The organism is Ruegeria sp. AK11, from assembly GCF_056541095.1.
On sequence record NZ_JBQFXU010000004.1, the window covers coordinates 89,470 to 102,021 of the forward strand.

Annotated in this window: 13 protein-coding genes; 4 read left to right on the forward strand and 9 right to left on the reverse strand. The window is 59.4% G+C overall.

The annotated features are described in order from the left end of the window. Positions 1-2: 2 nt before the first annotated feature. From ACR0D9_RS12125 to ACR0D9_RS12150, 6 genes are all read right to left on the reverse strand, one after another. Positions 3-2,018 carry a M3 family metallopeptidase gene (locus tag ACR0D9_RS12125; RefSeq protein ID WP_480538959.1) on the reverse strand — a complete coding sequence of 672 codons (2,016 nt, stop codon included), beginning with the start codon at positions 2,016-2,018 and terminating at the stop codon, positions 3-5. A gap of 75 nt (positions 2,019-2,093) precedes the next feature. After that, the gene (locus ACR0D9_RS12130) at positions 2,094-3,143 is read right to left on the reverse strand and encodes a HesA/MoeB/ThiF family protein (RefSeq protein WP_480486701.1); all 1,050 of its coding nucleotides are present in this window, start codon (positions 3,141-3,143) and stop codon (positions 2,094-2,096) included. Then, positions 3,143-3,598, reverse strand: a complete 456-nt coding sequence (gene dut, locus ACR0D9_RS12135) for a dUTP diphosphatase (protein WP_480486699.1) — start codon at positions 3,596-3,598, stop codon at positions 3,143-3,145. Before dut ends, ACR0D9_RS12130 begins: the two co-directional genes overlap by 1 nt. A gap of 15 nt (positions 3,599-3,613) precedes the next feature. Further along, positions 3,614-4,810: a bifunctional phosphopantothenoylcysteine decarboxylase/phosphopantothenate--cysteine ligase CoaBC gene (gene coaBC / locus ACR0D9_RS12140; protein ID WP_480486698.1), complete on the reverse strand. Its 1,197-nt coding sequence runs from the start codon at positions 4,808-4,810 to the stop codon at positions 3,614-3,616. A 63-nt stretch (positions 4,811-4,873) separates the two neighbouring features. Further along, complete coding sequence (locus tag ACR0D9_RS12145; RefSeq protein WP_480486696.1) at positions 4,874-5,698, reverse strand: ChaN family lipoprotein; 825 nt, start codon at positions 5,696-5,698, stop codon at positions 4,874-4,876. After that, entirely contained in the window at positions 5,695-6,573 is an 879-nt protein-coding gene (locus tag ACR0D9_RS12150; RefSeq protein ID WP_480486695.1) for an RNA polymerase factor sigma-32, read from the reverse strand. Before ACR0D9_RS12150 ends, ACR0D9_RS12145 begins: the two co-directional genes overlap by 4 nt. A 101-nt stretch (positions 6,574-6,674) precedes the next feature. Here ACR0D9_RS12150 and cobU point away from each other — a divergent pair, with 101 nt between their 5' ends. From cobU to ACR0D9_RS12170, 4 genes are read left to right on the forward strand one after another with little or no spacing between them, the layout of a single operon-like run. After that, positions 6,675-7,196, forward strand: coding sequence for a bifunctional adenosylcobinamide kinase/adenosylcobinamide-phosphate guanylyltransferase (gene cobU / locus ACR0D9_RS12155; protein WP_480486693.1), 522 nt, complete (start codon positions 6,675-6,677; stop codon positions 7,194-7,196). Next, positions 7,193-7,771, forward strand: coding sequence for a histidine phosphatase family protein (locus ACR0D9_RS12160; protein ID WP_480486691.1), 579 nt, complete (start codon positions 7,193-7,195; stop codon positions 7,769-7,771). Before cobU ends, ACR0D9_RS12160 begins: the two co-directional genes overlap by 4 nt. A 58-nt stretch (positions 7,772-7,829) precedes the next feature. Then, a complete protein-coding gene (locus ACR0D9_RS12165) occupies positions 7,830-8,714 on the forward strand; it encodes a glutathione S-transferase (RefSeq protein ID WP_480538961.1) in 885 nt (294 codons plus the stop codon). A gap of 46 nt (positions 8,715-8,760) precedes the next feature. Then, positions 8,761-10,275: a YifB family Mg chelatase-like AAA ATPase gene (locus ACR0D9_RS12170; RefSeq protein ID WP_480538963.1), complete on the forward strand. Its 1,515-nt coding sequence runs from the start codon at positions 8,761-8,763 to the stop codon at positions 10,273-10,275. On the opposite strand, the gene gshB is transcribed toward ACR0D9_RS12170, so the two are convergent. The 3 genes from gshB to rsmI all read right to left on the reverse strand — a co-directional run bounded on the left by gshB (position 10,272) and on the right by rsmI (position 12,496). Further along, complete coding sequence (gene gshB / locus ACR0D9_RS12175) at positions 10,272-11,204, reverse strand: glutathione synthase (RefSeq protein ID WP_480538965.1); 933 nt, start codon at positions 11,202-11,204, stop codon at positions 10,272-10,274. The genes ACR0D9_RS12170 and gshB overlap by 4 nt on opposite strands. Positions 11,205-11,265: 61 nt before the next feature. Next, positions 11,266-11,637 (reverse strand): YraN family protein, encoded by a 372-nt coding sequence (locus ACR0D9_RS12180; protein ID WP_480538967.1) that lies wholly within the window; start codon positions 11,635-11,637, stop codon positions 11,266-11,268. 1 nt (position 11,638) lies between these two features. Next, on the reverse strand, positions 11,639-12,496 hold the full coding sequence (gene rsmI, locus ACR0D9_RS12185) for a 16S rRNA (cytidine(1402)-2'-O)-methyltransferase (RefSeq protein ID WP_480538969.1): 858 nt from the start codon (positions 12,494-12,496) through the stop codon (positions 11,639-11,641). Between the last annotated feature and the right edge of the window lie 56 nt (positions 12,497-12,552).

Consider the following 12,552-nt stretch of genomic DNA (forward strand, 5'->3'; position numbering starts at 1 on the left):
AGTCACGCCGCAATCAGACCGCGGCCTTTCAACAGGGCATCCACGCCCGGCAATCGCCCCCGGAACGCCAGATACAAATCCTCTGCCTCGCGCGAACCGCCGGTGGACAAGATATTGTCTTCCAGCGCTTTGGCCCGTTCAGGATCAAAGGCACCACCTGCTTCTTCGAAGGCCGCAAAGGCGTCAGCATCCATCACCTCGGACCACATATAGCTGTAGTAGCCCGAGCTATAGCCATCGCCTGCGAAAACATGCGCAAAGTGGGGCGTGGCATGGCGCATTCCAATGGCTTTCGGCATCCCCAACCCGGCAAGAAGTTCGTCCTGTTTTGCCATCGGGTCTGCCGGGGCGTCGCCATCGTGGAAGGCCAGATCGACAAGGGCCGAGGCGACATATTCCACCGTCTGGAACCCCTGGTCGAAATTGGCGGCATTCAGCACTTTTTCAAGCATCTCCTTCGGCATCGGTTCGCCCGTTTCGGCATGGGTGGCGAACTCGGCCAGAACTTCGGGCACTTCCAGCCAGTGTTCATAAAGCTGGCTGGGCAGTTCGACAAAATCGCGCGCAACAGAGGTGCCCGAGATGCTTTCATAGGTCACATTGGACAGCATCTGGTGCAATGCATGGCCAAATTCGTGGAACAGGGTGCGTGCATCGTCATAAGACAGCAGCGCCGGATCACCCTTGGCGAAGTTGCAGACATTGATGACAATCGGTGCCTGTTCTTTCGGGAATCTGGCCTGTGCCCGCATCGCGCTGCACCAGGCACCTGACCGCTTGGACCCTCGTGCAAAGTAGTCACCGATGAACACGGCGACATGCCGACCGTTGCGCGTAACTTCCCACGCGCGGCAATCCGGGTGATAAAGCGGCACGTTCAAAGGCTTGAATTCCAGCCCGAACAGGCGGTTTGCACAAGCAAACGATGCCTCGATCATCCGGTCCAGTTGCAGGTAGGGTTTCAGTTCCGCCTCATCCAGATCATGTTCCGCCTTGCGCCGCTTTTCAGCGTAATAGCGCCAGTCCCATGCTTCCAGCGGGCCGTTGACACCGTCTTTCTGCATCATCCGGGTCAGGATTTCCGCGTCCGCATCGGCGCGGGCCTTGGCAGGTTCCCACACCTGCATCAACAACTCACGTACCCGGTCCGGAGTACGAGCCATTTCAGTTTCCAGCTTGTAATCGGCGAAGTTGTCATAGCCCAACAGCTTGGCGCGTTCCTCACGCAAGCCCAGAATCTCAGCCGCGATGTCGCGATTGTCGGTCTCGCCACCATTCGCCCCGCGGGCAGCCCAGGCGCGATAGGCTTTTTCGCGCACATCCCTACGGGGTGAAAACTGAAGAAACGGCACGATCAGCGACCGGGAGAGGGTAACAACCGGCCCCACGGCGCCCTTTTCCGCACCAGCAGCGAGCGCCGCATTCACAACGAAATCCGGCAGGCCCTGCAGATCTCGTTCGGTCAGATCCATGAACCAATCCCGCTCATCCGCCAGCAGGTTCTGGGTAAAGGATGTCCCCAATGAGGCTAGGCGCGACTTGATTTCTTGCATACGAGCGTCTTCGTCCCCGTCCAACGCCGCGCCTGCACGAACAAATCCTCGATGGGTCAGCATCAGAACGCGTACCTGTTCCTCGGTCAGGTTCAGGTTTTCGCGCCGCGCCCAAAGGTCGGCAACGCGTTCAAACAGCGCCTTGTTCGAGGAAATTCCCGAGAAATGGGCCGACAACTTGGGGGAAAACGCGCGCTGCAACTCTTCCCGCTTGGGGTTGCTGTCTGCGCCTGCAACGGTGAAGAAGACCGACAGAACCTTGTCCAGCTGCTCGCCCGCAGCCTCAAGGGCTTCCACCGTGTTCGCGAAAGTAGGGGCCTCTGCATTTGCTGCAATCGCGTCGATCTGCGCGTTATGCGCAGTCATCGCCTGATCCAAAGCCGGGGCAAAATCTTCATCCGAAATATCGGCGAAAGGGGCTATTTCGAATGGGGTGGTCCAGTTGGACAGGATCGGGTTGGTCATGCGGATCTCCTTTGATCCTATAGCTAGTTCGCCATGGCCGGGTGTTCCAGAACCCCCAGCCCACATTAAGAAAGGTTAATTGCTTGCGGCACCACAAATGGGGCAATCGGCACGGCGGGTCAGAGTGATCTTGCGACTTTCACCGTACAGGGCGTCGTAGATCAGCATCTCGCCCCGCAGCGCCATGCCAGCGCCCGTTATCACCTTGATCGCCTCGACCGCCATCATCGATCCGACGACGCCCGGCAATGGGCCAATCACACCAGCCTCGGAACAGGACGGGGCCAGACCGGGGGCCGGGGCTTCGGGAAAGATACACTGATAGCACGGGCTGCCATTGGCTGGGTCAAACACGCTGAGCTGCCCTTCCCACTGCGACAAGGCCCCCGAAATCAGTGGCTTGCCCAACGCGGCGGCGGTTCGGTTTGCCAGGTACCGGGTCTCAAAATTATCCGTACCGTCAAGGATCAGATCGAAGTCGGCAAAAAGATCTGCTGCGATTTCATCGCTTAATCTGCGATGAAAGGGCAGAACCTCCACATTCGGGTTCTGCGCCTCCATAGCTTGCTGGGCGGAAAAGACCTTGGGCATATCGATATCTGCATCGCGGTGGATCACCTGCCGCTGCAGGTTCGCATTCTCGACTATGTCGTCGTCAATGACCCCGATTGTACCCACACCTGCGGCCGCCAGATATTGCAGCGCCGGGGCGCCTAAACCTCCCGCGCCGATCACCAGAACACGGGCCTGTTTCAACTTTTTCTGACCCGGCCCGCCCAATTCGCGCAGCACAATGTGACGGGCATACCGGTTCAGTTCGGTTTCGGTGAAACGGTCAGAGGGCATGGTGGTTTCCGGCTTGGATGCTTGTACTGCGCGGTTACGCAGGGCCTTCAGCACACGGCCATATAACAAAACGATGGCCGCGAAACCTGCAAGGATCAGCCACAGCGCCGCAGACCCACCGGTTGCTTCGCGCAGAGGATGCCCATCCGGCAAGATCAGATGAGACAGGATCACCCCGACCAACAACACACTCACCGACACCACGCGCGCGGTTTTTGACGTGCCGGCGATATAGCCAACGCCCCATAGCCCCGCTGCCAGAACAAGAACCAGCAACATCAGCCGCGCCCGGTCGAGCCGAAACCGCCAGCCCCGCGATCTGTTTCACCCAATGCCTCAGCCAGTTCGAATGCCGCCTGCACGACAGGGGCAACTACCAGCTGCGCGATACGATCGCCATGGACAATCTCGAACGGTTCCTGACCGGCATTCATCACGATTACCCCCAGAGGTCCGCGATAGTCACTGTCGATAGTGCCCGGTGTATTGGGCAGCGTGATCCCGTATTTCAGTGCAAGGCCCGAGCGGGGACGAACCTGAACCTCGTATCCCTGCGGGATTTCAATGCGCAGACCGGTCGGAACAAGCGCCCGCTGTCCGGGCTCCAGCATGATCGAAGCCCCCTGGGGCAAGTTGGCCCGCACGTCCGCGCCAGCAGCACCCGCAGTTTCGTAAGACGGAAGCGCCACGGCGGGGTCTGCCCCGTCTTCGCGGATCACTCGAATTGCAACCATGGTTTTGCCTTTCCTTCAGCCCGCCAACGCGTCCGCGATCCTGCTTGCCAACCGCCGCGCAACCTCGGCCTTGCCCATACGCGGCCATTCCTCGGCTCCGCTGTCCGAAATCAGGATAACCGCATTCTCGGACCCGCCCATGATCCCGGTGGCAGAGCTGACATCGTTGGCAACAATCCAGTCACAGCCTTTGCGCAGCCGCTTGGCGGTAGCATGTTCGATCACGTCATCGGTCTCGGCCGCAAAGCCGACAACCAAAGGTGGGCGCCCATTTTCCATCCGCGAGACACGTTTGAGAATGTCGGGGTTCTCGGCAAACTCCAGAACCGGAAGCCCGTCTCGGCTTTTCTTCAGCTTCTTGTCCGACGCACTGGCCACGCGCCAATCTGCCACCGCAGCCGCAAACACGCCCGCGTCGACGGGAAGCGCCGCATCAACCGCGTCCGACATCTGTTGCGCGGTCTCGACCGGCACGACCTGCACACCCGCCGGAGGCGGTACGTCTGCGGGGCCTGTGACAAAGATCACCTCGGCCCCCAAATCCGCAAGCGCCTGTGCCACGGCCGAGCCCTGCGCCCCGGAAGAGCGGTTCGCGATATACCGGACCGGATCAATCGGCTCATGCGTCGGGCCCGAAGTTACCAGCACGCGCTTTCCCACCAAGGGTCCTGCCGCAAGCTGCGCCTCAACCGCCGCGACGATTTCCAGCGGTTCCGACATGCGTCCCGGCCCATATTCACCGCAGGCCATATCACCTTCGTTTGGGCCAACAAAGCGCACGCCATCCGCTTGAAGCTGCTTCAGGTTGCGTCGCGTCGCCGGGTGTTCCCACATGCGTACATTCATCGCGGGCGCACACAGAACAGGCGTGTCTGTCGCCATCAGAAGGGTCGATGCCAGGTCATTTGCCAACCCCCCGGCCATCTTGCCCATCAGGTCCGCCGTTGCGGGGGCCACGACGATCAGATCGGCAGAGCGTGACAGCTGGATATGACCCATCTCGGCCTCGGCGGTCAGATCGAACAGATCGCCATAGACCTTTTCTGAGGCAAGGGCAGACACGGACAGAGGTGTTACAAATTCCTCTGCCGCACGCGTCAGCACAGGCGTTACGGCCGCGCCACGTTCACGCAGCCTGCGGATCAGGTCCAGCGATTTGTAGGCCGCGATGCCGCCGCCGATGATCAGCAGAATGCGTTTGGATGACAGCATGTTCAGCCCTTCCTGTCCCGGTCGGCCCCGACATTAGGCAAGCCCAGCAGGTTGTTCCAGCGATTAATTCTGAACCTGAAACGCCGCACAGGGATCTTCACGCTCGACTGTGGGGCTGTCGATTACGATATCAAAGTCACCGTCGATGATGTCGTCCTCGGACTGTCCGACCGAGACCACCTTCCATCCGGGTTGAAGGCGTTCAAGAAATGTCGGGATACCTCGGTCTTTGCGCGCATGCCCGTTCCCAGTGATCACGGCAACCGGGCCGCCGGTTTCTTCCATCGCGCGCATCACCGCGCGCGCAAGAACCGCATCGCGCAAACGCTGGATCGCGACCATCTGGGGTAACATTTCGGGTGGGAGAGCATCGCAATGCGCGGCCATTTGATCTGCCTCACGCGCCTCCTGCTCCTCGGGCGTCAGCGGTACAGTCAAACCATAGCGCGCCGCGTCTGCACCCAGCGCCGTGGCGGCCCCGCGTTCCATCGCAGCCCGCGCGGCAGCACGCGGCACCATGGCCCCGTAAACCGGCGCACCGGAGGCCTTGAACACCGGATAATACAGCCTGAGCGGTGGCCAACCACTTTCTGCCCATTGCAGAATACGGCTCAATTCTTCCGGGTTGGAGACGGCTTTTTGCGCCAGCCGTTGCGCGCCTTCTTCGGTGACCATCTCCCAGACAACGGCCGAGGGTGAGATTTCCACTATCGCTTCGGCTTGAATGAGGTGGTGGCGGGGATTGTCGTGAACCTCTCCCAGAATTACTACATCTGCATCCCGCATCGCGAGAGCCGCATCATCGGAAATAAGATCTTCCGCCAGTCCGGGTCGCGCCGCTGTAACCGTAAGGCCCAGAACACACGCAAGAATCGCAAGCTGTTTCATGCGATGAAGTGTTGCACCTCGTTCGACTGGGCTTCAAGGTTCTTGCGCATTTTTGCGAACGCTGCGGCCTCAAGCTGTCGCACCCGCTCCTTGGACAGTCCCAACTCGACGCCGAGACTCTCCAGTGTCCGCGCAGGCTCGCGCAGTTTGCGTTCGCGCACAATGAACCGCTCGCGGTCATTCAGTGCGTTCATCGCGATCAGCAACCACTGGCGCAACTGTTCGGTGTCGTGGGTGTGTTCAACTGCTTCGGCGGCCTGTTCGCGTTCATCTTCCAGCGCATCGATCCATTCACGCCCGTCTTCGTCGGCGGATTGCACCGCGTTCAGGGAAAAATCCGACCCTGACAGCCGACCTTCCATCAGTTCAACGTCGCGCAGAGGAACCCCGATTTCCGTGGCGATCATCTGATGCAGCTGGTGGCGATCCAGTTCAAGACCTTCGGTTGCGGCCTCGCGTTCAAGGCGGGCCTGAACCCGACGCATGTTGAAAAACAGCGATTTCTGCGCCGAGGTGGACCCCGTTCGCACCATGGACCAGTTCCGCATCACATAATCCTGAATGCTCGCCTTGATCCACCACACCGCATAAGTCGAAAACCGCACCCCACGATCAGGGTCGAACTTGTCTGCGGCCTTCATCAATCCCAGACCGGCCTCCTGGATAAGGTCATTCATCGGCGCGCCATAGCGTTTGAACTTGGCCGCCATCGAAATTGCCAGCCGCATATACGCTGTGATCAGGCGGTGCAGTGCCTGTTCGTCACGCTGGTCACGCCAGGCATAGGCCAGCTTCAGTTCCGTTTCCGCATCCAGCAACTCGGCCTTCATCGCTTGCCGGGACATCGAAAAATCTGTCGCGTTGTCCAGTGCCATAAACCTCTCCCCCTGATTTGCAGGCGTTGGCCGGGCTTGCCATGCCGACCTATGACCGATACGCAAAACAGCACTAATTGGATCATCTTTAGGTAAGTACTGTGGCGTCAGATTTAACCTTAATTCTGGGCGGAGCTGCTTCAGGCAAGTCGGCATTTGCCGAGAACCTCGTTGTTTCCACTGGGAAAAATCGAGTTTACCTAGCGACATCACAAGTGTTTGATGACGAGATGCGGCAGAAGGTTGATCGCCATCTGGTACAGCGGGGCGGCGGTTGGACCACGATTGAAGAGCCTCTTGACCTGGGACCGGTGCTGTCCAGCCTATCCTCGGATCAGGTGTGTCTGGTAGATTGCGCCACTTTATGGGTCAGCAATCATTTGCTGGCCGAAACCGATCTGGGGGCAGTCCAAACTGACCTGCTAAAGGCCCTGCGCGCATGTACAGCGCAGGTAGTGATCGTGTCGAACGAGGTCGGGCACGGTATTGTTCCCGATAACCCGCTTGCCCGTCGCTTTCGCGAAGCGCAGGGTCGGCTGAACATCGCGCTTGCGGCACAGGCTGATCTGGTGGTGCAAGTGACCGCCGGGTTGCCGTTGGTCCTGAAAGGGCAGCTGCCGTGACGCGACTGCATCTTGTTCGCCATGGGCCTACGCATGCAAAGACGATGGTTGGCTGGTCCGATCTGCCTGCTGATCTAAGCGATACAGCAGCGCTGAAGCGCCTGCACGATCATTTGCCACCCGATGCATTTGTGATTTCGTCCGACCTGTCGCGTGCAATTGACACTGCTTCGGCCATTCAGGGCCAGCGTCACCGTCTGCCACATCACCCGAACCTGCGGGAAATCCATTTCGGTCAGTGGGAGCTTCGCGGGTTTGCCGATATTGAAGCCGAAGACCCCGAGCTGGCTTTTGCCTATTGGGACAACCCCGGTGATGTCCGCCCACCGCAAGGTGAAAGCTGGAATGAGGTCCGCGACCGGGTCGATTCCGCGATCGACGCGCTTATGTCCGCGCATACGGGCCGCGATCTGGTGATCGTCGCGCATTTCGGCGTAATCCTAACGCAAGTACAACGCGCCCTTGGTCTGGACGGGCAGCAGACCTTTGCGCATCGGATCGACAACCTTTCCGTTACGGATATTGCTGTCAACGGCGGGGTGTGGACTGTCGGATCGATCAATCACCTTCCGTGAACAGGTCCAACACAAATCACTGATTTACCGGTCCGCAAAGCTGAGGCATCGTCCGCGCATGACTTATGACCTTTATATCGGCGATCGCCTCTTCTCCAGCTGGTCAATGCGCGGCTGGTTGATGCTTGAGAAATTCAACCTGCCCTATCGCAGCCACATGATCGGCCTCTATTCCGGCACCATGGCGCAAGACATGGAACCGCTGGCCCCTGCCCGCCTTGTCCCTGCCCTGCGCATGCCGGATGGAACGGTTGTGGGGGAAAGCCTGGCGATGGCCGAAACCCTGGCCGAACGCCACCCCGATGCCGGGTTGTGGCCTTCGGATGCCGCAGCCCGGGCAACAGCCCGCTGGCTATGCGCCGAAATGGTAGCCGGTTTCAGCGCCCTGCGTGGAGAATGCGCCATGCAGCTGCGCAACGTGTGGCAAGGCTTTACGCCGTCTGAGGCGACTTTGTCAGACCTGGAGAGGATTGAAACACTCTGGGCACATGCGCGGAGCGTGTCAGGGGCAGACCAAGGCCCGTTATTTGGTGCCTATTCACTGGCAGACGTCTTCTACACACCCGTTGCTGCGCGGATTATAGGATATGGGCTGCCGGTGTCAGAGGCGAACCGGGCTTATTGCATGGAATTGCTCTCTGATCCCATAGTCAGACAGTGGCGCGCCATGGGATTGACCGTTGTGTACGACACCTTCCCATACGCGCAGGATTTACCGTCCAGCCCCTGGCCGGTCGGGGGTGTATCTGCTGCGAAGCCGGTTTCAGGTGGTCCGTCAATCAACGCCGCCTGCCCGTATTCCGGCAAGCCTGTCACCGATTTCCTGGAGCTAGACGGACAATGTTGGGGGTTCTGCAACCCATTCTGCCAGAACAAAACCGTGGCCGATCCCGAAGCATGGCCCAAATTCGCGGCCATGCGCGCAGCCGTTAACGACTCTTAAACCAGAACCGTGGCAGCAACGTCCTGTTAACCAAAACAGGACTGCCATGGTCGCCCGCGCCCACACCGTTGCTTTTCAAGGCGTTGATGCCCGCCCGGTCGAGGTGCAATGCGCAGTCTCACCCGGACTGCCAGCCTTTTCCATCGTGGGCCTGCCCGACAAAGCCGTGTCCGAGGCGCGTGACCGCGTCCGCAGCGCGCTGAACGCGATGGCCATTGCGCTGCCGTCCAAGCGGATCACCATCAACCTGTCCCCCGCCGACCTTCCTAAAGAAGGCAGCCATTTCGACCTGCCCATCGCGGTCGCGCTTTTGTCCGCGCTCGACATCATCCCTGCCGATGCCGCGGAAAGCACCGTTGCATTGGGGGAGTTGTCACTCGACGGTTCTCTGGTGCCCGTTGTTGGTGCTTTGCCCGCCGCGATGACGGCCGCGTCAGAAGACCGCACATTGCTTTGTCCGCGCGCCTCCAGCGCCGAGGCGGCCTGGGTCGATGCCACTCAGGTGATCGGTGCCGGATCGCTTGGAGAGGTCGTGCGCCATTTCTCAGGTCAATCCCCTTTGCCAGCGGCACAACCCGGCGAAGTGAACCTGACACCGTCCAACCGCGACCTGCGCGATGTGAAAGGGCAGGAGCGCGCCAAACGCGCCCTGGAAATCGCCGCCGCCGGACGTCACCATCTGATCATGATCGGCACGCCGGGATCGGGCAAATCCATGCTGGCGGCGCGGCTTCCCGGAATTCTACCGCCGCTTACAGCCGTGGAAGCCCTGGAAACATCGATGATCCAATCGCTATGCGGGTTACTGGATGAAGGCGGAATAAACCGCACTCGCCCGTTCCGCGAACCGCACCACACGGCCTCGGTGGCGGCCATAGTTGGTGGCGGGAAAGGGGCCAAACCGGGCGAAATCTCATTGGCCCATAATGGTGTGCTGTTCATGGATGAATTCCCCGAATTTCCACGCACCGTTCTGGAAACCCTGCGGCAACCCATTGAAACCGGCGAAGTCATGGTGGCGCGCGCGAACGCCCATGTGAAATACCCATGTCGTTTCATGCTGGTGGCCGCCGCCAACCCTTGCAAATGCGGCTATCTGACCGATCCGTCCCGTGCCTGTTCGCGGGCACCGGGATGTGGCGAAGATTACCTGAACCGAATCTCGGGGCCCCTGATGGACAGGTTCGATCTGCGGATCGAAGTCCCGCCCGTGGGCTTTACCGACCTCGATCTGCCCCCTTCGGGCGACAGTTCGGCGACGGTTGCAGCACGTGTCGAAAGGGCGCGAGCCATTCAGGCAGACCGGTTTTGTGACACGCCGGAGTTACGACAAAACGCTGATGCAGAAGGCAAAATACTGGAAGAGATCGCCACGCCCGATGCCGAAGGAAAAGAGCTGCTGTTGAAAGCCGCAGATCGTTTCGGCCTGTCAGCCCGGGCCTTTCATAGAATCCTGAGGGTGGCGCGCACCATCGCCGATCTGGACGGCGCGACCGATATCCGCCGACCACACGTGGCTGAAGCGCTGAGTTTTCGCATCTCTGCCCGGGTTATGGCCTAAAGCCTGGCCTCGATGGCCTGCCAGATCTTTTCGGCGATATTTACGCCGTCAAACCGTTCCAGCTCCTGAATGCCGGTCGGTGAAGTCACGTTAATCTCGGTCAGATAGTCGCCAATAACGTCAATTCCGACAAAGACCTGACCCTTTTCCTTCAGCAAAGGCCCAATCGCCGCACAGATCTCAAGATCGCGTTCGGACAAGCCGATCTTTTCCGGACGTCCGCCAACATGCATGTTCGACCGCGTTTCGCCTTTGGCGGGTACCCGGTTGATTGCGCCGACCGCTTCGCCATCCACCAGAATCACCCGTTTGTCGCCATTGCTGACATCCGGCAGGAATTTCTGCACGATCAAAGGTTCGCGCGAGAATCCGGTGAACAGCTCATGCAAGGAAGTCAGGTTGCGGTCATTGGCGTCAAGCCGGAACACACCCGCGCCGCCGTTCCCGTAAAGCGGTTTGAGGATGATATCGCCGTGCTTTTCCTTGAACGCCTTGATCGTCTGCAAGTCGCGCGCAATCGTTGTTGGCGGGGTCAGTTCGGGGAAATCCAGCACCAGCAGCTTTTCCGGGTAATTGCGCACCCAGAACGGATCGTTGACGACAAGCGTCTGCCCCTTGAGACGATCCAGCAAATGCGTGGACGTGATGTAATGCATGTCAAAAGGCGGGTCCTGACGCAGCCAGACGACATCGAAATCGGCCAGACCCACCTCACGTTCGGGACCCAGAACCGCAGGATCTCCGGCAACCCTTTGCACAGTCATGTCGTGACCTCGCGCGGTGATGCGACCCTGCTGATAGGCCAAATGATCCGGACCATAGAAAAACAAAGAATGCCCGCGCGCCTGTGCCTCTTCCGCCAGACGGAACGAACTGTCGGCATTGATATCCACGGCCCCGATCGGGTCCATTTGAAAGGCGATTTTCATGGCATGTCCCTCAGTTTCCCGCCAGATACATGGACCAGCACGCCTGTGGGTTCAATGGGGCTTAACCAAAACCAAAGGCGTTTTCGATGATTTGAACCGCGCCAGAACCATCCACAAGCGCCGCGTCAAAGCGCACGTTTGTCAGCTGCCCGTCCGGCTCGTTTTCCAAGAACTGCGCGGCAGAGGCGTAAATCCGTTCGATCTGCTTGCGGCTGATCCGGGCAGCGGCCTTTTCAAAGCTGGTGCTTTTTTTAACTTCGATGAACACAAGCCCGTCGCCGTCGCGTGCAATCAGGTCGATCTCTCCGCCAGCGCCCCGCCAGCGACGATGCGCTATGGCAAAGCCCCGACGCTCGTAATCTGCGGCGACCTGTGACTCTGCGGCCTTTCCGGCGTGGTAAGAGATCGAACCCTGTCGTTCACGCCGCCCCATGTCATCCCTTGCCCAATTTCAATGCTTTCTGATAAATCGGTCGGCGCGGCAGGTCGTACATTTCCGATACAAGATCCGCTGCATCCCGAACTGAGTGATTTTCCAAAGCCCGTTTCAAAGCTTCTTCTAGATCGGATTCGTTAACACTTTGCGAATGACCGCGGTCCACCAGCAGGACGATCTCGCCTTTGACCGTCTTGCCCCGATACTCCTCTGCCAGTTCGGACAGGCTGCTGCGACGGACCTCCTCAAACTTTTTTGTCAGCTCTCGACAAAGCGCAGCCTGCCGTTCAGGCCCCAAGCATTCAGCCAGGTCCGACAGACAGGCGGCAACGCGTTTCGGAGATTCGTAGAACACCAATGTGCCGGGGATGTCCTTCAACGCCTCGATACGGGTGCGGCGTGCTTTGGATGCGTTGGGAAGGAAGCCTGCAAAAAAGAAGGCGTCCGTGGGAAGCCCCGCCAACGTCAGGGCCGTTACAACGGCAGACGCGCCCGGGGCGCAGGTCACGGTATACCCGGCTTCGGCGGCCTGCTTGCCCAAATCATAGCCCGGATCGGCAATTAGCGGCATTCCTGCTTCGGACGCGTAGGCCACCGATTGCCCTTGCGCCAGCGCCTCCATGATCTTGCCGCGTGCGCCTGCGCCGCTGTGGTCGTGATAGGCTTGGATTCGTCGGCCTTCCAGCGGGATGCCATGTATTTCCATCAAGCGACGTAAACTGCGGGTGTCTTCTGCCGCAATCACATCGGCTGAGGCCAAAACATCCAAGGCCCTGAGCGTAATGTCGCGTGCTGTTCCAATCGGAGTGGCAACAAAATACAGGCCCGCAGCCAACTTGATCTTTTGGAAATTCAAAGCTGGACCCTCACAGCGTGACGTTTATTATCGCGGCTCAACAGAACAGAAGCATT